23 protein-coding genes, 1 tRNA gene and 1 riboswitch are annotated in these 21,747 nt (G+C 42.2%); of the genes, 15 read left to right on the top strand and 9 right to left on the bottom strand.

Going from position 1 to position 21,747, the window contains the following annotated elements; all coding sequences use genetic code 11:
- Positions 1–195 precede the first annotated feature (195 nt).
- Positions 196–1,386: a pyridoxal phosphate-dependent aminotransferase gene (locus ABTQ23_RS04840; protein WP_408614520.1), complete on the bottom strand. Its 1,191-nt coding sequence runs from the start codon at positions 1,384–1,386 to the stop codon at positions 196–198.
- A 197-nt stretch (positions 1,387–1,583) separates the two neighbouring features.
- On the opposite strand from ABTQ23_RS04840, the gene ABTQ23_RS04845 reads away from it, so the two are divergent.
- Complete coding sequence (locus ABTQ23_RS04845) at positions 1,584–2,495, top strand: DnaJ C-terminal domain-containing protein (protein ID WP_408614521.1); 912 nt, start codon at positions 1,584–1,586, stop codon at positions 2,493–2,495.
- Positions 2,496–2,558: 63 nt separating this feature from the next.
- Here the strand turns inward: ABTQ23_RS04845 and ABTQ23_RS04850 are convergent, their stop codons facing one another.
- Complete coding sequence (locus tag ABTQ23_RS04850) at positions 2,559–3,761, bottom strand: MFS transporter (protein WP_408614522.1); 1,203 nt, start codon at positions 3,759–3,761, stop codon at positions 2,559–2,561.
- Between the two features lie 110 nt (positions 3,762–3,871).
- Here ABTQ23_RS04850 and ABTQ23_RS04855 point away from each other — a divergent pair, with 110 nt between their 5' ends.
- The 3 genes from ABTQ23_RS04855 to ddlA all read left to right on the top strand — a co-directional run bounded on the left by ABTQ23_RS04855 (position 3,872) and on the right by ddlA (position 6,496).
- On the top strand, positions 3,872–4,201 hold the full coding sequence (locus ABTQ23_RS04855; protein ID WP_408614523.1) for an ArsR/SmtB family transcription factor: 330 nt from the start codon (positions 3,872–3,874) through the stop codon (positions 4,199–4,201).
- A gap of 65 nt (positions 4,202–4,266) precedes the next feature.
- A complete protein-coding gene (locus ABTQ23_RS04860) occupies positions 4,267–5,178 on the top strand; it encodes a homocysteine S-methyltransferase family protein (RefSeq protein ID WP_408614524.1) in 912 nt (303 codons plus the stop codon).
- Positions 5,179–5,395: 217 nt separating this feature from the next.
- Positions 5,396–6,496, top strand: a complete 1,101-nt coding sequence (gene ddlA, locus ABTQ23_RS04865) for a D-alanine--D-alanine ligase (protein WP_408614525.1) — start codon at positions 5,396–5,398, stop codon at positions 6,494–6,496.
- A gap of 171 nt (positions 6,497–6,667) precedes the next feature.
- Here ddlA and ABTQ23_RS04870 read toward each other — a convergent pair.
- Positions 6,668–6,744 (bottom strand) — tRNA-Asn (locus ABTQ23_RS04870).
- Between the two features lie 659 nt (positions 6,745–7,403).
- Here ABTQ23_RS04870 and uvrB point away from each other — a divergent pair.
- Positions 7,404–9,392, top strand: a complete 1,989-nt coding sequence (uvrB, locus tag ABTQ23_RS04875; protein WP_408614526.1) for an excinuclease ABC subunit UvrB — start codon at positions 7,404–7,406, stop codon at positions 9,390–9,392.
- On the opposite strand, the gene ABTQ23_RS04880 is transcribed toward uvrB, so the two are convergent.
- The 3 genes from ABTQ23_RS04880 to ABTQ23_RS04890 all read right to left on the bottom strand — a co-directional run bounded on the left by ABTQ23_RS04880 (position 9,389) and on the right by ABTQ23_RS04890 (position 11,818).
- Positions 9,389–10,111 (bottom strand): sulfite exporter TauE/SafE family protein, encoded by a 723-nt coding sequence (locus ABTQ23_RS04880; protein WP_408614527.1) that lies wholly within the window; start codon positions 10,109–10,111, stop codon positions 9,389–9,391. The genes uvrB and ABTQ23_RS04880 overlap by 4 nt on opposite strands.
- Positions 10,112–10,269: 158 nt before the next feature.
- A complete protein-coding gene (tpiA, locus tag ABTQ23_RS04885; RefSeq protein ID WP_408614528.1) occupies positions 10,270–11,022 on the bottom strand; it encodes a triose-phosphate isomerase in 753 nt (250 codons plus the stop codon).
- A 175-nt stretch (positions 11,023–11,197) separates the two neighbouring features.
- The gene (locus ABTQ23_RS04890) at positions 11,198–11,818 is read right to left on the bottom strand and encodes a YdcF family protein (RefSeq protein ID WP_408614529.1); all 621 of its coding nucleotides are present in this window, start codon (positions 11,816–11,818) and stop codon (positions 11,198–11,200) included.
- A gap of 385 nt (positions 11,819–12,203) precedes the next feature.
- Here ABTQ23_RS04890 and ABTQ23_RS04895 point away from each other — a divergent pair, with 385 nt between their 5' ends.
- The gene (locus tag ABTQ23_RS04895) at positions 12,204–13,394 is read left to right on the top strand and encodes an amino acid aminotransferase (RefSeq protein WP_408614530.1); all 1,191 of its coding nucleotides are present in this window, start codon (positions 12,204–12,206) and stop codon (positions 13,392–13,394) included.
- Positions 13,395–13,446: 52 nt separating this feature from the next.
- On the opposite strand, the gene ABTQ23_RS04900 is transcribed toward ABTQ23_RS04895, so the two are convergent.
- Both ABTQ23_RS04900 and ABTQ23_RS04905 read right to left on the bottom strand, forming a co-directional pair.
- A complete protein-coding gene (locus tag ABTQ23_RS04900; protein WP_408614531.1) occupies positions 13,447–13,770 on the bottom strand; it encodes a cupin domain-containing protein in 324 nt (107 codons plus the stop codon).
- A 394-nt stretch (positions 13,771–14,164) separates the two neighbouring features.
- A complete protein-coding gene (locus tag ABTQ23_RS04905; RefSeq protein ID WP_408614532.1) occupies positions 14,165–14,782 on the bottom strand; it encodes an LON peptidase substrate-binding domain-containing protein in 618 nt (205 codons plus the stop codon).
- Between the two features lie 82 nt (positions 14,783–14,864).
- A riboswitch (molybdenum cofactor riboswitch) is annotated at positions 14,865–15,008 on the top strand.
- On the opposite strand from ABTQ23_RS04905, the gene moaA reads away from it, so the two are divergent.
- The 6 genes from moaA (at position 14,995) to moaE (ending at position 18,223) form a co-directional block, all read left to right on the top strand.
- A complete protein-coding gene (gene moaA / locus ABTQ23_RS04910) occupies positions 14,995–15,966 on the top strand; it encodes a GTP 3',8-cyclase MoaA (protein WP_408614533.1) in 972 nt (323 codons plus the stop codon). Its footprint overlaps the riboswitch before it by 14 nt.
- 1 nt (position 15,967) lies before the next feature.
- Complete coding sequence (gene mobA, locus ABTQ23_RS04915; RefSeq protein ID WP_408614534.1) at positions 15,968–16,552, top strand: molybdenum cofactor guanylyltransferase; 585 nt, start codon at positions 15,968–15,970, stop codon at positions 16,550–16,552.
- On the top strand, positions 16,536–17,048 hold the full coding sequence (moaB, locus tag ABTQ23_RS04920; protein WP_408614535.1) for a molybdenum cofactor biosynthesis protein B: 513 nt from the start codon (positions 16,536–16,538) through the stop codon (positions 17,046–17,048). The genes mobA and moaB overlap by 17 nt, the downstream gene beginning before the upstream one ends.
- Positions 17,048–17,533, top strand: coding sequence for a cyclic pyranopterin monophosphate synthase MoaC (moaC, locus tag ABTQ23_RS04925; protein ID WP_408614536.1), 486 nt, complete (start codon positions 17,048–17,050; stop codon positions 17,531–17,533). The genes moaB and moaC overlap by 1 nt, the downstream gene beginning before the upstream one ends.
- Entirely contained in the window at positions 17,530–17,775 is a 246-nt protein-coding gene (gene moaD, locus ABTQ23_RS04930) for a molybdopterin converting factor subunit 1 (RefSeq protein ID WP_408614537.1), read from the top strand. Before moaC ends, moaD begins: the two co-directional genes overlap by 4 nt.
- 1 nt (position 17,776) lies before the next feature.
- Positions 17,777–18,223 carry a molybdopterin synthase catalytic subunit MoaE gene (gene moaE, locus ABTQ23_RS04935; protein WP_408614538.1) on the top strand — a complete coding sequence of 149 codons (447 nt, stop codon included), beginning with the start codon at positions 17,777–17,779 and terminating at the stop codon, positions 18,221–18,223.
- Positions 18,224–18,293: 70 nt separating this feature from the next.
- Here the strand turns inward: moaE and moeA are convergent, their stop codons facing one another.
- On the bottom strand, positions 18,294–19,529 hold the full coding sequence (moeA, locus tag ABTQ23_RS04940; RefSeq protein ID WP_408614539.1) for a molybdopterin molybdotransferase MoeA: 1,236 nt from the start codon (positions 19,527–19,529) through the stop codon (positions 18,294–18,296).
- A 116-nt stretch (positions 19,530–19,645) separates the two neighbouring features.
- Here moeA and folE point away from each other — a divergent pair, with 116 nt between their 5' ends.
- The 3 genes from folE (at position 19,646) to ABTQ23_RS04955 (ending at position 21,210) form a co-directional block, all read left to right on the top strand.
- The gene (folE, locus tag ABTQ23_RS04945; protein ID WP_408614541.1) at positions 19,646–20,302 is read left to right on the top strand and encodes a GTP cyclohydrolase I FolE; all 657 of its coding nucleotides are present in this window, start codon (positions 19,646–19,648) and stop codon (positions 20,300–20,302) included.
- 77 nt (positions 20,303–20,379) lie between these two features.
- Positions 20,380–20,937, top strand: a complete 558-nt coding sequence (locus ABTQ23_RS04950) for a GNAT family N-acetyltransferase (RefSeq protein WP_408614542.1) — start codon at positions 20,380–20,382, stop codon at positions 20,935–20,937.
- Between the two features lie 3 nt (positions 20,938–20,940).
- A complete protein-coding gene (locus ABTQ23_RS04955; RefSeq protein WP_408614543.1) occupies positions 20,941–21,210 on the top strand; it encodes an acylphosphatase in 270 nt (89 codons plus the stop codon).
- Positions 21,211–21,747: the final 537 nt, after the last annotated feature.

The raw sequence follows: 21,747 nt of genomic DNA on the forward strand, positions 1-21,747 counted from the left end.
GTGTTAAAAATTTTGATCCAAGTCAATTTATACTGTTTTTAAAAGCATAATACACATTTAGTATAACAGTAAAGAAATACGGGCAAGGTGCTTATTTTATGAACGGTTAATCTATTGAAAATGCAGAAATTTGGCAAGGGTTTCGATGAACCCCTAATACCTAGTTTATAAAGTATTAGGGGGAATAATAACGCTCTAGAATGGTTTCACATTTAAAATAAACGCACGAACTCGTTCTAAAGCTGGTTCTAACAGTGGTAATTGAGTTGCGTGACAAATGCGAATATGGCCAGCGCCAGAGACGCCAAATGCTTCACCGGGAGCCACGCCAACTTTGGCTTGGTCTATCATTTGCCGTAAATAAGGCTGACTATCAAAACCAAGCCCTTCAATTTTAAGAAATCCATAAAAGGTCGCTTTCATCTCATACAAAGTGGTGTTTGGAATATCCCCAAGATAATGTTGTACACAATCGCGGCTTTGTTTAAGCGCTGCAACTGAGCTTTGTACAAAATCTTCACCTTGTTCAATGGCGGCCAAGCCACCAGCTTGGGAAAAGGCACTTGCGCACGAGACATTAAACTCGGTTAGCATTCGCACCGTGGGAACCAGTGATTTAGGAATATTCAGCCAGCCTAAACGCCAACCGGTCATTGCCCATGCTTTTGAAAAACTGTTACAGATGATCACTCGGTCATGTTCATCAACGAGCTCGCAAAATGAAGGAGCGGCTTTTTTATCAAATACGTGACGAGAATAAACCTCATCGCTGATAATCCAAATACCACGTTGCCGACAAAAATTAAGGATCTCTGTAAGTAGCTCTTTGCTGGCGACCCATCCAGTCGGGTTGGATGGACTGTTAATAATGATTGCTTGAGCGTCGCTTAAAGCTGCAAACAGCTCATCTGTGTCTAAATAAAAGCTATTGCCTTTGGTTTTTAAGGCCACACGAATAACTTCGCAACCGAGAATTTCCGGAATGGCTGACAAAGTTGGGAACAATGGCTCAATAACAACCACTTTATCTGCTGGATTAAGGCAGCTTTGCGCCGCAACCATGACGGCATTTGTTCCTGAGACTGTGACAGAGACATTCTCTGGACTAAAGTGCGAGCCAAATAGATTGTTTTGGTATTTAGCAATCGCCTGGCATAGTGCTGGGAGCCCGGTGTTTGGCGTGTATTTAGTTTCATGACGTGATAATGATTTGCTGGCTGCTTGGCAAATAAAATCAGGTGTTGGCGAAGATGCCTCACCAAACCACAGCGGCGTTACATCATCTTTTTCCATGCCATAGTTAGCAACTGAACGAATAGGGGACTCATCTAATAACTGAGCTCTTTGACTAATGCCATTTAACAATGACAACTCTGCATTTGGCATGACTATCCTTTAAGTTATTTATGTTATGAGGGGGCTTGTGAAAAGCTCGGCAAATTTGTCTTAAATCATCATGAAACAACACTGATGTAAAGAAAAGGGTTTTTTTTTAAAGATTTGTCCCAATATTAGAGCCATGGAACGTATCGTGATGATACGAGGTTTTTGGTGTTGTTTCACAAAAGGGTGTATGAGGCAGCATGAGTGCAAAAGATTTTTACAGTATTTTAGGTGTCTCGCGGAGCGCCAGTGAACAAGAGATCAAAAAAGCATACCGACGATTAGCGCGTAAATATCATCCGGATGTCAGTAAAGAACCGGATGCTGAGCAGCGTTTTAAAGAAATAGGTGAAGCCTATGAAGTGCTGAGCAGTAAACAAAAACGCGCTGCATATGATCAATTCGGTAGTCAGTGGAAAGCAGCTAGTGGCGCTGGAGCTGGCGGTGGTCAATGGCAAAACGCCCGTGGTGGCTCTAATCCATTCGGCGGTGGTGCAACTGGCGGCTTTGGTGACTTTTTCGAAAATATCTTTGGCCAAGGTGGCTTTGGCGGCCAAAGTCGAGGTGGCTTTGAAGGCGGCCGAGGGTTTAGCCAAGCAGGCGAGGATGTCGAAGCGCAAATTACCATTGATGTCGCAGATAGTTATTTAGGCGCGAGCCGCCCGATGACGCTAAATATTGGTGGTCAACGGCGCGCTTTGAACGTCAAAATTCCTGCTGGAATCAAAGAAGGCCAGAAAATTCGTCTTGCAGGTCAAGGCAAACCTGGAATGGGCAATGGCCAAAATGGCGACTTGTTACTGCAAGTTCATTTTCGTAAAGATGGCTATTATCGAGTTGAAGGCTCTGATGTTCATTACACGTTGCAGGTTGCCCCTTGGGAAGCCGCGTTGGGTGAAAAAGTCAGTGTGCCGTTGCCGGATGGCAAACATGTGGATGTAAAAATTCCACCGAACTCTTCTGGTGGGCGAAAAATGCGTCTGCGCGGACGCGGTCTACCAGCTAAACAGCCGGGTGATTTTTACGTTGAATTGCAGATATTATTGCCAAAAGCAGATACTGCAAAAGCTAAAAAAGCGTATGAAGCGTTCCGTCAGGCGTTTGAAGCTTAGATTTTAAGTTTAAAGTGAATGAATGCCCTCACTCATAAAGCTTATGGGTGAGGGCATTGTTATTTATACCTGTGACTTGTCTCGGTGTTGAATAACATAGCCACCCAGAGATGCTGCAAGCAGCATAAAGCATAGATACAAAAAGACTTGCGTTGCTGTTTGTAAACCCAAATGGCTGGCTAAAAAGCCAAGCAAAAAGATGCTGATGGCTGCAAACATATATCCGCCTAAGAAAAAGGTTGCAGTTGATCGCTGAAAGGTTCCCATTGGTCGGTATTGTTTTAATATGCTGGTTCCACCTAACTGCGTCAGGCTTTGACCCACGCCAGCAAAGATGGATGCAAGTGCCATAATCGCGACTAAATGTGTTACTTCAGCAACAAGAATGCTCACGCCACCAATAACTGCACATATCGCTCCGATTAGAATTTGTTTGCCAACCGAGAGATTTTTCAAGCACAACTGGCTGATAATCCCAGAGCCAAACATTAACAGGCCTATCCCTCCGGCAATTGTGTGGCTATCGGTATGCATTAACGTACTGACCATTTTCGGACCAATGGAAATAAATAATCCCGATAAAGCAAATGGACTAGCAAATAAACCGACTGTCACAAATGTTAGCCCATAGTTTTTCTGACCTTCTTGCGCAGGTGTATCTGTTTGCTGATGGCCTAACTCAATCAACTCTGCATCGGGTTTCATTTTTGCCAAGATAACCAGACAGATAGCAAGCAGTATCATTAATGGGGCGAAAATACTGCTATATGGACGATGAATTAGATCGGCTAAGACGCCCCCATAAAATGGGCCAACACCAAAACCGAGCACGCAGGCGAGAGTAACAATCAATGGGGTATTATTGACTTGCTGCTTCAGGCCAATTTTCACTATGAGAGAAATGCCACAAGAAACAAACGTACCGCTACATAAACCGATGATGAATCGCGCGGCGACCAGTTGCCAAAAATGTGCTGCGCTGGTAAATAAAGCGCCAGCGACAATCGTTCCAACAAGGGCTAGTAGAAGCAATCGTTTAATGGTTGTTGCGTTTTGTACTCGGGCCAGCGAAAGCAGGGAAATTGCAATGCCAATATGGTAGGTCACAAATATAATGCTGATTCCCGTGGTATTATATGCGATATGCTGTTGCCATATTGTATAAAGTGGTGTGGGTGCATTGGCCGTCAAGTAAACCAAAAATAAGGAAAAGGATAATACAGCCATCGCCAGTGTTGAATTGAGCGATAGTTTTGATTTGACCATTATATTGTCCGTAGGTTAGTTTGAAATTTTTTTGATGCCGTGGCATTGTAACGCATCAAAACTTAAAGTTCGATACTTATCGAACAAAGAGCTTTATCAGTGAGGACGTTATGACTGAACAATTAAGCGAAAACGAAGCAATTTATCACTGGCAAGGTAAACCGCTTAATGAGATTTCGTTAACTGATGTGTTAGGTGCACTCTCTGATCCTGCTCGCCTTTTAATTATTAGACAATTAAAACAAGATGGTGCATGTCGTTGTAGTGATTTTAAGCTCGGGCTTAGTAAATCAACTTTGAGTCACCATATTAAAACATTGCGCCTGGCTGGGGTTATCGCTTCGTGCAATCAAGGAACCTCCCGCTATAACAAGCTTCGTGAGCAAGAACTTCAGCAACGTTTTCCCGGGCTACTTAATGCCGTATTACAGGCAGATTAAAATAGCATTGCATCTTTGCCAGTGCACAGGTATTTTTCGGCTATAGAAAATACTGGCGCATTTTAATGACACACTCAACAATCATCCTTGATGGTGGCCTTGGCCGCGAACTCGCTCGGCGTAACGCCCCATTTAAACAACCCGAATGGTCTGCTCTGGCCATGATTGAAGCTCCTGAAATAGTCCAAGCGGTGCACGAAGATTTTATCCGCTCAGGTGCGCAAGTTATTACCACAAATAGTTACGCATTAGTGCCGTTTCATATTGGTGATGAGCGATTCCAAACGCAAGGGCGAGAGCTAATTGCGCGTGCCGGTAAAGTTGCCAAAGCTGCGACAATCGGCACGCAGGTGAAGGTTGCTGGTTCAATTCCACCTCTGTTTGGCTCGTATCGTCCGGACTTATATATTGCCAGTCAAGCTTCTCAAATCGCTATGCCTCTAATTGAAAATCTTCAAGCGTATGCAGATATCTGGCTGCTGGAAACGCAAAGTTTACTTGCTGAAACTCAAACTGTTTTAGATTTGCTACCTCAGGACAACAAACCTCGTTGGGTTTCGTTTAGCCTTGATGAACACTCATCTTCTCAGGGCGCACAATTGCGCTCATATGAGTTGGTAGAAGATGCGGTGAGAGCGATGGTCAAACGTGGTGATGTCGATGCTATTTTATTTAATTGCTGTCAGGTCGAAGTGATTCTTGCTGCGCTTAAAATCACGCATCAAGTTTTAACTGAGTATAAAGTTGCGCAGCGTATTCGCATCGGTGGCTATGCCAATGCCTTTGTTGAGTGTCAAGATAGCGAGTCAGCCACCGCTAATGAAGGGATTAGTCAGATGCGCCAAGACCTAAATACTGAGCGGTATCTTGATTTTGCCAAACAATGGCACTTAGCTGGCGCCTCAATCATTGGTGGCTGCTGTGGCATTGGTCCAGAATATATTGCAGTGTTAGCCGATGCGTTTGCCAAGCGATAATCTTACAGATTAAGCAAATACTCCTTTGGAATAAGGGGTAGAACAGCTTTAAAACTGTCTTAAAATTGTGCGGTTGATAGAGCGAACGCATGAAGGCGTTTGGCAACACAAGAAAGTTAATGTATAACCAATTGATAAAGGTGAAAGGTTTTTCTTACAAGGCGAATCAATTTAATAGTGCAACTAATGCGCTATTTGATTAGTTTCTGGATGAATTATGCAGCAAAAAAAACTTCGCGTAGCAGTTCTTTTCGGAGGGCGCTCCGCTGAGCATGAAGTCTCTTTACAGTCCGCTAAAAACGTTATCGCAGCAATTGACCCTGAGCAGTTTGATGTCTGCCTGATTGGCATCGATAGACAGGGCAAATGGTATCTAAATGATGCCAGCCAACCATTACTAACGAGTGACGATCCTAAATTAGTGGCCCTTAATCAATGCAATACGGACGTTACACTGGTGGCCAGTGATCAATCAGGTCAGCTGATGAGTAAAGGCCAAATTATCGATTCGGTCGATGTTTTATTCCCGGTTTTACATGGGCCATATGGCGAAGATGGTTCGATTCAAGGATTGGCTAAATTGGCTAACGTTGCCTGTGTGGGCAGCGATATTTTAGGTTCTGCTGTGGGGATGGATAAAGATGTCGCCAAACGTTTATTACGCGATAGTGATATTCCTGTTGCTGACTATATCGCGCTTCGTTCCTACCAAGTTAATGACCAATTGCCTGAGCAAGTTGCCCAAAGGTTGGGGTATCCGGTGTATGTGAAACCTGCCAATATGGGCTCCTCAGTTGGCGTGAGTAAGGTCAGTGAGCCAAGCGAGCTTATTAGTGCATTGACTCATGCCTTTGATTACGACATCAAGGTCATGATTGAGGCAGCTGTGGTCGGGCGCGAAATAGAGTGTGCGGTCTTGGGTAATGATGAACCTGAAGTTGCAACAGTTGCTGGTGAAATTATTACCAACGATCAGTTCTATAGTTATGATCGAAAATACGTTGATGAAACGGGCGCTAAATTACAAATTCCTGCGCAAGTTGACGATGCAACACTTTCTAAGCTTCGCCAGAGCGCACTTCGTGCTTATCAGTGTCTGGAAGCCAGAGGAATGGGACGCGTCGATATGTTTTTGACCGCCGATGGCGAGGTGTTGGTCAATGAGATTAACACTCTGCCGGGCTTTACGGCCATCAGTATGTATCCAAAACTTTGGGCCGCTAGCGGTGTTTCTCCTCGAGAGCTGACAACTCGTCTCATTCAGTTAGCTCTGCAAGAGCGTCAAGATAAAGACAAGCTCAAATCAACCGAGCATTAATATTAAAGCCAGTATTTGCTTTTGTTGATACTGGCTGGTCTTACTTTTTCCTGTCGTAAAATCTCAACAGCCCCATATCATTTCGATGCGATAAAATTGTCGATTCGACAGAAAGATTAATGTAATTATTTAACGATGGGAAAATTCAATGAAGAGAACATGCGTAAGCTTTGGCTCCCCAGGTTGGATTTGAACCAACGACACATGGATTAACAGTCCACCGCTCTAACCAACTGAGCTACTGGGGAATTATCATAAAGCGGATGCTTAATGAGGCAAATCATAATCACGGCTCAGTACTCTGTCAACGCCTATTCATGCTAAAATCGACAAATATTTTGGTTTAAATATTAATGCCTGTATTTGTGGATAGTTTGTAAGAATCCTGCCACTTTTCATTACACCTTGTTAAAGGGCTAAAAGGACAAGTTTTTGCTACTGTTTGAGCAAAAATCGTGCACCAATTAAGGGCTCTATCGCAGAGCATGGTTATTCACATTTTCTCTAGCCGAGGTTGCGCGCGGGGTGCAAGTGGTTATCCACTAAATCTGTGGATAACCATGTGAATGGTTAGAATAAATCTTGCTCTAGGCCGCTTGGATACTGGGGTCTGAATAAACTATGCAAAAATCAGCCATTTATGAAAAGATATATTTTTCAATAAGTTAAAAAGGTGCAATGAATTTTTTTATTATTTAAATTATCCAATTGCAGTTCATCTTAATAAATGTTAATGGCTGTGTATTAAATTTTACATTTACAGATGTTTTCAAGTCAAAATGGCTTGACATTTAGCTGATAATACACACGATTATTAGGCTGATCGCAATGCTATACTTTTGCAACAAGTTGATTAAGATCACATTGTGATTTTCATCCACATTTCTTCAAGTTTTGATAGGCCGACATGAAACCTTTTCAATTAGTATCGTCATATGAACCATCGGGTGATCAACCTAAAGCAATTGCTCAACTGAGCGAAGGCTTGCACGACGGGTTAGCCCATCAAACACTACTGGGTGTGACGGGCTCTGGTAAAACATTTACTATCGCGAATCTTATTGCGCAAGAGGGGCGTCCGACACTGATTCTTGCGCCGAATAAAACCTTGGCAGCCCAGCTATACGGAGAAATGAAAGAGTTTTTTCCACATAACTCAGTTGAGTTTTTCGTTTCATATTACGATTATTATCAACCGGAAGCCTACGTACCAACGACCGATACTTTCATTGAAAAAGACGCATCAATTAACTCCCATATTGAACAGATGCGCCTATCAGCGACCAAAGCTTTAATGGAGCGCCGAGACGTTGTGTTAGTTGCTTCGGTTTCTGCCATTTATGGCTTGGGTGACCCACAATCGTATATGAAGATGATGTTGCATCTCACCGTCGGTGACATCATTGATCAGCGGCAGATTTTAAAGCGTCTTGCCGAGCTTCAGTACAAACGAAATGATGCCGCTTTTGAGCGAGGCACTTTTCGCGTTCGTGGTGAAGTCATTGATATTTTCCCCGCAGAGTCAGATCGGAACGCTCTTAGAGTGGAGCTATTTGATGATGAAGTCGAACGGCTCAGTTTCTTCGACCCATTAACTGGTGCCGTTGAAGAAACGCTCTCTCGAGCAACTGTTTATCCAAAAACGCACTATGTTACTCCCAGAGAAACATTGCTCGATGCCATTGAACACATCAAAGTGGAGCTTAAAGAACGCCGGGCTCAGCTGTTAAGTGATAATCGCATACTTGAAGAGCAGCGCTTAACACAGCGCACTCAGTTCGATATTGAGATGATTAATGAGCTGGGTTATTGCTCAGGGATTGAAAACTACTCACGATTTTTGTCGGGGCGCTCAGCGGGCGAGCCACCACCAACATTGCTTGATTATCTGCCCTCAGATGGATTGCTGGTGATTGATGAATCGCATGTTACCGTTCCGCAACTTGGGGCCATGTATAAAGGGGACCGTTCTCGCAAAGAAACTCTCGTAGAGTATGGTTTCCGCTTGCCCTCGGCGTTAGATAACCGCCCTCTGAAATTTGAAGAGTTTGAAGCGATTGCTCCGCAAACTGTTTTTGTTTCGGCAACTCCTGGCCAATATGAGAAAGAAAAAGCGGACGGGCGTTTTGTTGAGCAAGTTGTGCGGCCAACCGGGCTCTTGGACCCGCGCATTGAAGTGCGACCTGTAACGACACAGGTGGATGATTTGCTCTCAGAAGCGCGCAAACGTTCAGCCAAAGGCGAGCGGGTATTGGTCACAACTTTAACCAAGCGCATGGCAGAAGATTTAACCGATTATCTGTCTGAACATGGTGTGAAGGTCCGTTATCTACACTCCGATATCGATACGGTTGAGCGCATGGAGATTATTCGTGATTTGCGCCTTGGCCAGTTTGATGTTCTCGTTGGGATCAACTTGTTGCGTGAAGGGCTTGATATGCCAGAGGTTTCTTTGGTAGCGATTTTAGATGCTGATAAAGAGGGCTTTTTACGCTCGGAACGATCAATGATCCAGACCATTGGCCGTGCTGCCCGAAATCTGGAAGGGATGGCAATTTTATATGCCGATAAAATTACCGGTTCTATGGAAAAAGCCATTCAAGAAACCAATCGTCGCCGAGAAATTCAAGACCGATTTAATAAAGAGCATGGCATTACTCCTAAAGCTTTAAATAAAAAAGTGAGTGATATTATGTCTCTGGGCCAAGGACGTGTTGAACGCGTACTTAAAGCCAAAGCTGAACATTCAGTGTTGACCCCAGAGCAGCTTGTGAAGCAAATTAAAGATCTTGAAAAGCAGATGTATCAACATGCACAAGATTTGGAATTTGAAAAAGCCGCAGCCCTTCGTGATGAGGTGAAAAAGCTGCAGAATCAGTTGGTTGATATAAGTTAATTGACTACAGCTTGATATAACAACATTAGTGCTGACAAGCTACATACAATCTGGGTGGTCACTTTGATATGGTGGCTGTTGAATCGGCTAATAAATTGTTTGCTAATAAAGAAGCCGATAAACACTCCTGGCAGCAATGTGATACCGCTAACAAGGTGGTGAATTTGAAATTTGCCACCTGCGATGAGCACTGCTGCAGAAATAAGCGTACTTACAGAAAAAAACGCAGATAGATTGCCGCGAATTGAGCCTGCCTGTTGATCTCGAAGCAGCATCGCGATTGGTGGCCCGCCGATGGCGGCAACGGTTGCGAAAATGCCAGATAAAAGTCCTGCTATTGCTAAATTGCGATGATTAAAACGAATCGCTTTATCGGTTAGTGTGGTTGCAACCCCCATTAACACTGCGATAGCGATCAGAATTTGTAAGCCTTTTTGATTAAAATAGACAAGTAATGCTAAGCCGATTAAAGCACCCGGGACTCGGGCAATTAAGGCATAACCCATCGCTTTTAAGTTAGCATTGCGACGATTGTAAAACCAATTGATCAGTGAAATCGAAAACCCAAGAATCATTAATGGCACGGGGACGAGTTGAGGGTCAATAAAATACAACAGTGGTGCGGCGACGACTGCTAAACCAAAACCAATTAAACTCTGAACAATTGCCCCTAAAATGACAACGCCAATCGCAAGTCCTAGGAGAAACGGATCCGGCATTACTTTCTCTTTTTTATAAAATGATGAAATGACAGCGTTTTAATTTATCATAATTCGTTTGTAGACGACCGATTTAAAACAAATTTTTAGCAAAAGTTATGCTTTGGAAGTTAATTCTAAGAGGGGATATTCCCGGACGGCGCCGGGAATATTAAAACTTATTTAGCAGCAGCGATAATTCCTGCAAATTCTTCAACTTTCAGTGAAGCGCCACCGACTAAGCCGCCATCAATATCAGCTTGGCCGAATAGTTCTTTAGCTGTAGCTGCTTTAACACTACCGCCATAAAGAATCTGAACTTTTGCCGCAACATCTGCATTTTGTGCAGCAAGCCATTGGCGAATTCCAGCATGAACAGCCTGAGCTTGTTCTGCTGTGGCTGATTTACCAGTTCCGATAGCCCAGATTGGTTCATAAGCAATAACAGCATTGTTAAATGCTTCGATACCGCACAATTCAACAACAGCTTTCAACTGACGTTCAACAACGGCTTGTGTTTCGCCAGCTTCATTTTGTTCTAAGCTTTCACCAATACACAGTACTGGAACTAAGCCATTTTCTTGAATTGCTTTAAATTTACCAGCAACGACTTCGTCTGATTCATTGTGGTATTCACGGCGTTCACTGTGACCAACTAAGCTGTATTTACAGCCAAATTCTTTAAGCATAACAGGAGAATTTTCACCAGTGAATGCGCCTTCAGTGTGGATATCGGCATCTTGAGAACCATATGCCAATTTGCTACCAGCTGTCAGTTGTTCAACCATTGCTAAGAAAATAACGGGGGCACAAACAGCAACTTCAACACCAGTTGCATCGTTTGCTGGTGTGATTAAACCTTTCACTAATGCTTCAACTGAAGTTTTGTTACCATTCAGTTTCCAGTTTCCCATTACCAGTGGTGTTCTCATTCTCATCTCCTTTAGACGAATCGCAATTTTTAAAATAGTGGCTCGATCCTAGCTCAAATTGAAATTTAATTACATAAAAAATGTAACTGCAGTCAGAGTTAGCCTGAAATAATTTGTTCTAAGTCATAAATAAGACCCAATCGTAATTATTTCACAGAGCCTAACTAGTTTACCTTTAAGGCAATTTCTTTTGTAGCTCTTCCCAAGCGATTCCCAATTTTTCATGCCAATAAGCATCAAAACGGCTCATCACAATTGGATCTGGCAGATACTGGTAACTTGAGAGCGGTGCTTGAAGCTTTTTGCCCAAATAGTCGGTTGGCACGGGTGTAATTTGGTTACTAAATTGCTGAAAGTATTTCATGGCGCGTTTCATATGAATGGCACTGGTGACTAGTGCACTTGGATGTTGGCCAATGTAAATTGAAATAAATCGAGCTTCTTGTGCGGTATCTTGGGCTTTAGGGATGGTAATAATGCTAGCGGGTAAAATATCAGCTTGGGTCGCAACCAATTTCATTAATTCTGCGTTGGTTTTTGGGTCACTGCCGCCATAGCCTGAAACAATTAACCTTGCCCCGGGGTTGGCTTTGGCCAGTTGAATTCCTTTTAAGATTCGCAATAACGATGCTTCACTGAGCTGCTCAATCGGTGATAAAGTTGGGTCGGAAACATGGCCGCCACCCAATACGATAATAAAATCGAACCGGTTGGCTATCTTCGTTGGCTGTGGGTATTGGCGTTCTAAAGTGTAGAGGCGATTAAACACCCAGCTGTAATTGCTGGTTAAAATCATAATCGTTAAAGCGCCGATTAAAGGCACACAAGCTAAATAAGCGCGTTTTTTCAAACATAAATAAAATGTTAACAATAGTAAAATAATGCTTATGTTTAGTGGCATTAACAAGCTAGCTAGCCATTTTTTTAATACAAAAGCCCAGCCCACATGCATAGTAAACCCTCATTATTTTTGTTAAAAAACAAACGCTTTAATGGCTTAAAGTATGGTTAATAATCATATCATGGTCCACTTAAAACGCAGATCAATTTATCGGCTTAATTAACGTAGTTTAAATGTGTAAAATTTATCAAAAAACCGCCTTTGCTCTAGAGACGCCGTGCCAGAATTAGGGTAGTCTGGTAGATGAATTTAGGCAGACAATATTAGAGGAAATTATTTTATGTTCGAGCGAGTAAATGCGGCCCCAGCCGATCCTATTTTTGGCCTTACCGAGGCCTTCAAGGCTGACCCTCGAGATCATAAAATTAACTTAGGTGCAGGGATTTATAAAGACGAAAATGGGCAGACACCAATTTTACAAACCGTAAAATTAGCTGAACAAAAACTCGTCGATACCGAAACCAGTAAAGCATACTTGGGCATTGATGGTCGCGCTGATTATTCCTTAGAAGTGCAAAAGCTTTTATTTAAACCAGAACACGACATTATTGCTAAACAGCGCGCTGTTACTGCTCAAACTCCCGGTGGAACAGGTGGGTTGCGAGTTTTGGCAGAATTTGCATTTAAACATGTAGGTATACGTACTGTTTGGATTAGCGATCCGACCTGGGCAAACCATGCCAATGTTTTTCGTGCAGCTGGTCTTGAAGTTAAAACGTATCGTTATTATGACCCTCTGACTCACTCTATGGATTTTGCGGGCATGTGCGAAGTGCTCGAAGAGATCCCTAGTGATGATATGGTGCTACTACATGGTTGTTGCCATAACCCGACAGGGATCGACCCGACTTTTGAGCAGTGGCAAAAAATCAACCAAATTTCATTAGCAAAAGGGTGGTTGCCTTTCTTTGATTTTGCATATCAAGGCTTTGGCAAAGGTATGGATGAAGATGCCGCAGGGTTGCGCTTGTTTGCTGATACGCATGAAGAGTTGCTGATCGCTAGTTCATTCTCAAAAAACTTTGGTTTATATAATGAACGTGTCGGTGCTGCCACGATTGTTGCTTCGACTCAAGTTAACGCACAAGCCTCATTTAGCCAGATGAAAGCAGAAATTCGGGCGAACTATTCAACTCCGCCTGCTCATGGTGCTGCTGTGGTCGCAACTATTTTAGAAGACCCAGAACTTGCAGCTAAATGGAGTGAAGAAGTTAGCGAAATGCGTGCTCGTATTCAGCAGATGCGGGAACTATTTGTCGCTAAGTTAAAAGAGTATGGGGCAAAAGAAAACTTTGATTTCATTAGCCATCAAAATGGGATGTTCTCTTTCTCTGGGTTAAATAAAACTCAAATTGAGAAACTGAAAAAAGACCATGCGATTTATATCGTTGGTTCTGGTCGTATTTGTGTGGCTTGTATGACATTGAAAAACATCGATCAACTATGTAAAGCGATCGTTGCGGTACTTTAATCTCATTACAAAGTAATTAAGTCACGGATGTGGCTTAATTACTTATTTGTAACTATTTCAAAAAATCATCACGCATTGGGGTAAAGGTATCTAGAAGAACACCTTCTTCTAAGCAGATACAGCCATGCTCTACATTGGGCGATTTGTATAATGTATCCCCAGCGCTAACATCATGTGTTTCTCCGTCAATGGTGAAGCGAAATTGACCACTTAACACATAAGTGAGTTGTTCATGGGGATGATGATGCATTGCTCCGATTGAATCTTTCTCAAAGTGCACTTCAACACCCATCATTTTGCCATCGTGTGCGAGAACTTTACGTTTCACACCACCACCTAAATCTTCAAATTCAACATCTTTGTTAAAGACAAACATGACTATTCCTTACCACAGTTATTTATTTTATATCTATATAAATCAATGAAATATATGCTTATTTAACCACGTTATTGGTGAATATAACACATTCAATAAAATAAATTAAAACATTGTTTTATAAAAATTGATTTAAATGATAAAACTATGATGAATGTCATAAAAATGAGCAGTGCTCTCTTTGCCAATATGTGGCTTAGTTCGGTGTGAGCAAACTCAAGGTATTAGGTAAGACTATAAAAATTAAACGTTGTTATTACGCAAAAATCCCACTTATGTGCTAAAGCTTATAAAGTATGTCATCACTTCCTTGACATTGACTCCTGTATATTTGCTCATTAGCAACCCGGCCTTACTGGCCGGGTTTTTTATGGGTTAAGCCGCCATTAGCAATTTATTGAAGTAACTTAGTCAGTAGTTGATGAGTTCGCTCACAAGTTGGGGTGGCCATCAATTCTTGTTTTTGCTCAACACCGAGTGGCAGTATTTCTAACCAGCGCTGGCACAACCAAGTTAAGTTATTTAGTTTTCGGTTAGCGTAGAGATTTCCCAACTCCGGATATTGTTCGTAAATACCGCATAATTGTCTGGCGATGTAGCGTTCTTTCTCGGCAAGTGCGCGAGCAGGCCAAGGTTTAAGATAGTCGATATTCGCAACATTTAATCCATCTTCTTGCACTTGTATATCACCGATTTTAAAGCAGGGGCCTCCACATACGGTAATTTCTAAGACATTATTTTCAAGTTGATCAAAATCGACAATTTTAGCACTGGTTCCAATGGGTTGGATGGACGCGGTTGTCGCGTATACATCGCTGCTAGCCATCATCACAATGCCAAAAGCAGCGCGATTTTTCGCACATTCTTTGACCATTCGTAAATAGCGGGGTTCGAAAATTCTTAAGGCCAGCTTTCCATCGGGCATTAGTTGTGCTGGCAACGGAAATATCGGAATCAGTTGCTGTGTTTTCAATCTCTTAGCCCATCCTAACGACAATAAATCTGATTTCATTTTGCTTGCTTTGCGTCAAATACTGATTAGTTAAATCACTTTTAAAACGATCCAGTAATGAAAAAATAGCACACGTTTAATATAATGGCTGACGAACCGAGTACTTTGCGCCTGTCTCCTTGGCGATATGGACAAAGTACCTCTGCGTATTTGTAGCTTGCAGACAGGGTATAGGAAGAAATGACTATGCCTCCCATACTTGGAAAGGTTTCATGTTTATAGATAAGTTTAATCGCCGATTCAGCTATTTGCGTTTGTCGGTCACCGACGTGTGCAATTTTAAATGTCAGTATTGTTTGCCTGATGGCTATCAGAAGCCATCTCAGGCTCAGCAATTTTTATCTCTGGAAGAAATTGCCAAACTGGTCACAACTTTTGCCCAATCAGGAACAAGTAAGATCCGTATCACCGGTGGTGAGCCCACGTTACGCCGTGATATCGAACAGATCATTGAATGTTGTGCTTTGCCGGAGCAAATCCACACAGTTGCGATGACAACCAACGGCTATCGCCTTAGTGAGAACGCCAAACAATGGAAGCAAGCTGGGTTATCGCGCGTAAATATCAGTATTGATAGTTTTGATGAACGTCTGTTTAACCAAATCACGGGGACGAACCGTTATACCAAAGTCGTAGCTGGAATCGAAAGCGCAATCGATTGTGGTTTAGAGGTCAAACTCAATACGGTTTTGATGAACAGTTATAATTTTCAGCAGTTCGAGCAAACTCTAGAACGCCTTAAACATTGGCCTGTTGAGTTACGTTATATTGAGCTGATGGAAACTCTTGAACAACGTCAATTCTTTGAACAAGAACATGTTAGCGGTGAAAAACTTAAACAGTTTTTATTGCTTAAAGGTTGGCGTGCTCAAAGCCGTGAACATGCCGCAGGCCCTGCTCAGGTATTTTCTCATCCTGATTATCTGGGCCAAGTTGGACTGATTCTCCCATACGAACAGAATTTCTGTGATAACTGTAATCGGCTGCGGATTTCTGCAACTGGCAAACTTCATCTTTGTTTGTTTGGAGAGCATGGTTACGATTTGCGCCCATATCTAAATGATGATGATTCACAATCTTTAGCTCGAGCCATTAATAAGGCGCTTGATGATAAACGCGCCGGTCATCATCTACACGAGCGCGATCCTGGTCAGACTATTCACCTAGCATCTGTTGGTGGTTAATGTGAGTCGATATCCTTTTATTAGTCTTATTTTAAGTGGCGGTCAGTCGCAACGAATGGGTCAGGATAAAGCCACTTTGCAAATAGGCGAGCAGTCACTAATTAACAGACAAGTTCAGTTGCTTGAATCATTAAATATGCCGGTTTGGGTCAGTGGATATTACCCTCAGTATCACTATGTTGAGGATGATAGTGATGCCAAAGGGCCATTAGCTGGAATCGGTTCAGCGATGCGTACTCTTGAATCTCAAGCAAAAGCATTGCTCGTGATTGCGGTTGATATGCCGCTTTTAACGATTAGCGCATTATCTGAATTTTTAGCACTAGTCACGGAGCAAGAACAATGTTGGTTTACGGACCAATCTCGTTTCCCAATTTGGCTACCCATTAATTCACAAACCTTACAACATACTAAAGCGTGCGAACAAAGCGGTAATTTTGCCTTAAAGCCTTGGCTTAGCCAACTGCAGGCGCGCTCTGTCACTTGTTCACACATACAACAATTAACAAATACAAACACCCCAGAGCAATGGCAACAAGCTATTGCCTATTTAGATGGAGAAGAGCGTCATGAGTCACAGCGCTGAAGAATTTAAACCATTAAACATTGCTGTTTTAACTGTTTCTGACACACGTAGCGAAGAAAATGACACATCAGGTCAGTTTCTTGCTGAATCTTTAACGCAGGCAGGCCATAAATTGGCTGATCGTAAAATTGTCATTGACGATAAATATCAAATTCGCTCAGTTGTTAGCCAGTGGATTGCCGATAAAAGTGTTCATGCTGTGATTACCACTGGCGGAACAGGCTTTAGTGATCGTGATAACACACCCGAGGCAATTTCAGTTTTGTTAGATAAACAAGTTGAAGGTTTTGGTGAGGTATTTCGCGCAATTTCTTTAGAAGAAATCGGAACATCTACGATTCAAAGTCGAGCTCTTGGGGGAATGGCGAATCATACGGTGGTCTTTTGTCTGCCAGGTTCGACTGGCGCTTGCCGTACAGGCTGGACAAAAATTCTTGCCGATCAGCTCGATAGCCGTCACAAACCATGTAATTTTGTCATGAACTTGGAGGCCTGATGAGCGGTTTTAGTCATATCGATCAACAGGGCAGAGCGAATATGGTTGATGTTTCAGATAAACAATCGACCGTTCGAGTTGCTAGGGCTCAAGCATTTGTGGTGATGAATGAGCAAACCTTGGATGCGATTATTCAGGGCCATCATCATAAAGGGGATGTTTTTGCCACGGCTCGTATTGCCGGTATTCAGGCGGCTAAACAAACCAGTAGCTTAATTCCGTTATGTCATCCGTTGATGTTAACCAAAGTGAGTGTTGAGCTTAGCGCTGAGCCAGAGCATCATCGTGTCCGAATTGAAACTATGGCTAAATTAACTGGCAAAACAGGCGTTGAAATGGAAGCGTTAACGGCTGCAAGTGTCGCTGCGCTGACTATTTATGATATGTGTAAAGCGTTGCAGCGTGATATGCGTATTGAAGGTGTTTGCTTGCTTGAGAAAGAAGGTGGGCGAAGTGGTCATTACATTAATCAGGAGGCTCAATGATTACCATTAGATTGTTTGCGCGATTGCGCGAACAGATTGGCCTTAGTTCACTTCAATGGGAACTTTCTGAGCCTATGACCATTCGCGCTTTGCTTGATGAACTCATTACAGGTGACTTTCGTTGGCAAAAACTCGCTGAAGCAGAAGTTTTATGTGCGGTGAATCATCAGCAAGTGACATTTGATCAATTACTGAAAAGCGGTGATGAAGTTGCATTTTTCCCGCCGGTGACTGGGGGCTAGCATGATTAAAATCCAACAGGACGATTTTAATGTGGGCGAGCAGTATGCTCGGTTAGCAAATAATCCAGAAGCGGGAGCAATTGTGTTTTTTGTCGGTTGTGTTCGAGACATGAACCAGGATGAACCTGTCTCTGGCTTATTTTTAGAACACTATCCGGATATGACTGAGAAAGTCATTGAACAAATTGTCGCTAAAGCAAAAGAGCATTGGCATTTAAGTGATGTAAATGTTGTGCATCGGGTAGGGCAACTCAATGTCAACGAGCAGATTGTGTTTGTTGGTGTTAGTGCCGCTCATCGCAACGATGCCTTTGCAGGGGCTGAATTTATTATGGATAAGCTAAAAACATCGGCACCGTTTTGGAAAAAAGAAGACCGTCAAGGCAAAAGTTATTGGCTTGAGCAGCGCCAGAGCGACTTGCAAGCTGCTGATAAGTGGGCTGTTTAAGCTATTTATGTTTAAGCTATTTATTGTGTTAAAAGCCTGACTTTGGTCAGGCTTTTTTATCGATAAAAGATTAGAGAGTTAAGAGAGCAGGAAACATCTCAATTGTAACGTTTTCACCTGGCTCAATTGCTCCTCGTTCAAGTTCTAACACGGCAAAGCAGTTTGCTTGGGTGAATGAGAGTAACGAAGCGCTACTTTGACTACCAATGGGTTTGACTTCCCATTGTCCCTCGCTATTGACACTAGCAATCGCTCGCTGAAAATCGGTACGGCCTGGTTTTTTCTTAAATTTTGCACTGGCTTTTGCTTGCCATTGAGGCTGAAGTTGTACTTTGCCACCGCCTAGTTTCTCAAGAGCAGGTTTAACCAACTGCAAAAATGTTACCGCTGCTGATACCGGATTGCCTGGTAATCCGAAAAAGTAGCTATCACTTAACTGGCCAAAAGCGAATGGCTTGCCAGGTTTCATCGCAACTTTCCAAAATTCGATTTTGCCCAGTTTTTCAAGCGCATCTTTTGTAAAATCTGCTGTGCCGACAGAAACACCTGCGCTGCTAATAATGACATCACATTGCTCATTGGCTTTAAGTAAAACATCGCTAATGTGCTCTAATGAATCATCAATTGCTCCAAAATCGATGATTTTAACAGGCAGTCGTTCGAGCATTGCCGTCAACATGGCGCGATTAGAATCATAAATTTGCCCAAACTGCAGAGGCTCTCCTGGTGCTTTAAGTTCGTCCCCAGTCGAAAATAGCCCAACAGTGATGGGTTGGTAACACTCTACTTGCGCAGTTCCAATGCTAGCTAGTAATCCAATATGGGCCGCATTAAGTAGATCACCTTGCTCGGCAACGGTTGCCCCTTCAGCAATGCTATCGCCTGGTAATCGGACATTAGCGTGCTCTTTCGGTGGTTTAACCAAAGTTAATTGAGAGCCATTAGTCTGGGTATGCTCTTGCATGACGACGGTATCAGCGCCTTGTGGCATTGGCGCGCCTGTCATGATGCGAGCACATTCACCAGAGGTGATTTTATGTTGATTTGTGTCGCCAGCTAAGATTTTTTGTGTAATGGTTAAGCTTTGATGCGTTGCTAAGTCTTTATAGGCAAAGGCATAACCATCCATCGCCGAATTTGCAAAACCTGGCATTGCACTAGCAGCCTTTGCACTTTTGGCTAAATAGTGGCCATGTGCACATTGATAGGAACATGGCGCCGAAGTCGCTATAATAGGAAGCTTATTGATTAAAAAAGAGCGTGCTTCTTCTAAAAGCAATAGTTCAGGATTAGAACACGGGTCCATATGATCCTCGTAATATAGAATGGATGAGAAGGCGTAATCATACCAGTAATTGGACTTGGTATGAGTAAAGGGTTAGGGATTTTGACCACAATATTTCCATTTAAGGAACGTTTTGCATGAACGAAATTTCCAACGATGCTTTGAATGTGCAAAAAGCATTAGTTGCTGCCGGTATCGAAACACCGAGCATCCAAAACACTCTAGAATCGAGTGAAAAAATTGCCCAAATAGGGAGCCATTTTCAGGAGATATTAAACATACTTGGAATGGATTTAACCGATGATAGTTTAACTGAAACGCCCCATCGCATTGCTAAAATGTATGTTCAGGAAATATTTCAAGGGCTAGATTATCGAAACTTTCCGAAGATTACCTTGATCGACAACAAGATGGATGTTGACGAAATGGTGACGGTTAAAAATATTGGTATGATCAGTACCTGTGAACATCATTTTGCAGCCATTGATGGCTTTGCTCATGTAGCCTATATCCCAAAAGGGAAGGTGATTGGTCTATCTAAAATTAACCGCGTCGTGCGCTTTTTTGCTCAGCGCCCGCAGGTGCAGGAGCGGCTCACCAGACAAATCTTAATTGCTCTTCAAACCATTCTTCATACACAAGATGTTGCTGTTCGAATTAATGCAGTTCATTATTGCGTTAAATCTCGTGGCGTAGCTGATCACTCCAGCGATACAACGACAACAGCACTTGGTGGCGGATTTAAAACTAACCTTGCCACTCGTCAGGAATTTTTGCATCAGCTCAAAGTCTGATATGCTATAGCCATTAAAAATGTAGGTATAAATATATTGGCTGATGTTCGTATAAGCCAATAAGGTATGAATAAGATATGAATAATATCGCGCAATCATTTGAAGTTCGTGCTGTACGAGCGATTGATCTTTATAAATTTTGCGAAATTTTAATGGATGCAACTCGCTGGTTTGAAAATGATGGCGAGGCCTTTTGGGATCGCCAACAGATTGTTCCGCACACAATTTTAGCGCACTATCGAATTGACGAACTTTTTTTGGGCTATGTTGATAAGCAGCCTGTTGCTGCCATGATTTTTAATAATCGTTGCCACTGGCCTCAGATTAGTGAATCACAGCGCCGTGCCAGCCTGTTTGTCCATAAATTGGCGGTAACTCGAGAATCTTCTGGAAAAGGTTATTCAGAAAAAATGCTGGATTGGGCCTATCAGCAAAGTGTCTCTCAAGGTTATAACCAACTCATTTTATTGTGTAATTGCTATCACAATAAGCTTCGTCAGTTATGGCAACGTTTCGGCTTTAATGAAATTAATAGCCAAGATGAGCAAGGCGAGTTAAATCGGTATTATGTTCAGCCGGTTGAATTAGGCAAACGACTGGGTAACGGAAAAGGCTTATTGAATGCTTTGGTATAAACCATGGTAATTTGTAAACATATTTACGTATCTGGTCGAGTTCAGGGCGTAGGATATCGTTATTACACAATGCTTGAAGCGAGGCGTTTAGGCCTCGCTGGTTTTGCCAAAAATCTTCGCGATGGCCGTGTTGAAGTCGTTGCGAAAGGGCAACAAGAGCAGGTCGATAAGTTTATTCAATTTCTAAATCACGCATCCCCTGCGGCAAAAGTGACTTCACTAGAAGTTGAAGATAACTATCAATGGGACAGTCAAGGTTTTACCACTGGCTAGAAACTGTCAACGTTTGGTGGTTAAGACTCATTTCATTAAAAGCTCTTCCTTTTTATAACTTATTAATAATACTAATTTTTATGTGTCAGAGCAGCTGTTCGAAACGACTGTTGGCTCTGATGATGTGCTCTTTGCCATAAACATTGGGTCATCAGTCACTTAAATGCTACGAACAATAACTTTGCGATGATTTTATGGGCAAACAACGACTTACTGGCATGTTTTATATCATATAGATTTTCTTCATCATCAATACAATTAATAACTAATGTATCCATAAAAAGGTTCGATTAAATTTTAATATTTTCAGTGACTTTATTAATAATGTTTTATTGCTTATTAAAGCATGTCTTAAGATTTAAATAAAAATTAAGATGTTAATCCCTTATATAAAAAGGGGTATTTATTGTTTTTAAGTAGTTGCCTTATACATATTTATTATTTTTTAAGTATTAAAAAGAATAAATAAATTAAATGAAAAGAATAATAGATAGCGGTTGATTATTGTCCTTTGTTAGCGATAAAATCTATTTCGAT

It is taken from the genome of Celerinatantimonas sediminis, assembly GCF_046054195.1.
In the GTDB taxonomy this organism is placed as follows: Bacteria; Pseudomonadota; Gammaproteobacteria; order Enterobacterales; family Celerinatantimonadaceae; genus Celerinatantimonas.

What these genes read in the sequence shown, in the direction of transcription:
- ABTQ23_RS04840 (WP_408614520.1), bottom strand. Translation starts at nt 1,386, where the DNA reads ATGCCAAATGCAGAGTTGTCATTGTTAAATGGCATTAGTCAAAGAGCT.
- ABTQ23_RS04845 (WP_408614521.1), top strand. Translation starts at nt 1,584, where the DNA reads ATGAGTGCAAAAGATTTTTACAGTATTTTAGGTGTCTCGCGGAGCGCC.
- ABTQ23_RS04850 (WP_408614522.1), bottom strand. Translation starts at nt 3,761, where the DNA reads ATGGTCAAATCAAAACTATCGCTCAATTCAACACTGGCGATGGCTGTA.
- ABTQ23_RS04855 (WP_408614523.1), top strand. Translation starts at nt 3,872, where the DNA reads ATGACTGAACAATTAAGCGAAAACGAAGCAATTTATCACTGGCAAGGT.
- ABTQ23_RS04860 (WP_408614524.1), top strand. Translation starts at nt 4,267, where the DNA reads ATGACACACTCAACAATCATCCTTGATGGTGGCCTTGGCCGCGAACTC.
- ddlA (WP_408614525.1), top strand. Translation starts at nt 5,396, where the DNA reads ATGCAGCAAAAAAAACTTCGCGTAGCAGTTCTTTTCGGAGGGCGCTCC.
- uvrB (WP_408614526.1), top strand. Translation starts at nt 7,404, where the DNA reads ATGAAACCTTTTCAATTAGTATCGTCATATGAACCATCGGGTGATCAA.
- ABTQ23_RS04880 (WP_408614527.1), bottom strand. Translation starts at nt 10,111, where the DNA reads ATGCCGGATCCGTTTCTCCTAGGACTTGCGATTGGCGTTGTCATTTTA.
- tpiA (WP_408614528.1), bottom strand. Translation starts at nt 11,022, where the DNA reads ATGAGAACACCACTGGTAATGGGAAACTGGAAACTGAATGGTAACAAA.
- ABTQ23_RS04890 (WP_408614529.1), bottom strand. Translation starts at nt 11,818, where the DNA reads ATGATTTTAACCAGCAATTACAGCTGGGTGTTTAATCGCCTCTACACT.
- ABTQ23_RS04895 (WP_408614530.1), top strand. Translation starts at nt 12,204, where the DNA reads ATGTTCGAGCGAGTAAATGCGGCCCCAGCCGATCCTATTTTTGGCCTT.
- ABTQ23_RS04900 (WP_408614531.1), bottom strand. Translation starts at nt 13,770, where the DNA reads ATGTTTGTCTTTAACAAAGATGTTGAATTTGAAGATTTAGGTGGTGGT.
- ABTQ23_RS04905 (WP_408614532.1), bottom strand. Translation starts at nt 14,782, where the DNA reads ATGAAATCAGATTTATTGTCGTTAGGATGGGCTAAGAGATTGAAAACA.
- moaA (WP_408614533.1), top strand. Translation starts at nt 14,995, where the DNA reads ATGTTTATAGATAAGTTTAATCGCCGATTCAGCTATTTGCGTTTGTCG.
- moaB (WP_408614535.1), top strand. Translation starts at nt 16,536, where the DNA reads ATGAGTCACAGCGCTGAAGAATTTAAACCATTAAACATTGCTGTTTTA.
- moaC (WP_408614536.1), top strand. Translation starts at nt 17,048, where the DNA reads ATGAGCGGTTTTAGTCATATCGATCAACAGGGCAGAGCGAATATGGTT.
- moaD (WP_408614537.1), top strand. Translation starts at nt 17,530, where the DNA reads ATGATTACCATTAGATTGTTTGCGCGATTGCGCGAACAGATTGGCCTT.
- moaE (WP_408614538.1), top strand. Translation starts at nt 17,777, where the DNA reads ATGATTAAAATCCAACAGGACGATTTTAATGTGGGCGAGCAGTATGCT.
- moeA (WP_408614539.1), bottom strand. Translation starts at nt 19,529, where the DNA reads ATGGACCCGTGTTCTAATCCTGAACTATTGCTTTTAGAAGAAGCACGC.
- folE (WP_408614541.1), top strand. Translation starts at nt 19,646, where the DNA reads ATGAACGAAATTTCCAACGATGCTTTGAATGTGCAAAAAGCATTAGTT.
- ABTQ23_RS04950 (WP_408614542.1), top strand. Translation starts at nt 20,380, where the DNA reads ATGAATAATATCGCGCAATCATTTGAAGTTCGTGCTGTACGAGCGATT.
- ABTQ23_RS04955 (WP_408614543.1), top strand. Translation starts at nt 20,941, where the DNA reads ATGGTAATTTGTAAACATATTTACGTATCTGGTCGAGTTCAGGGCGTA.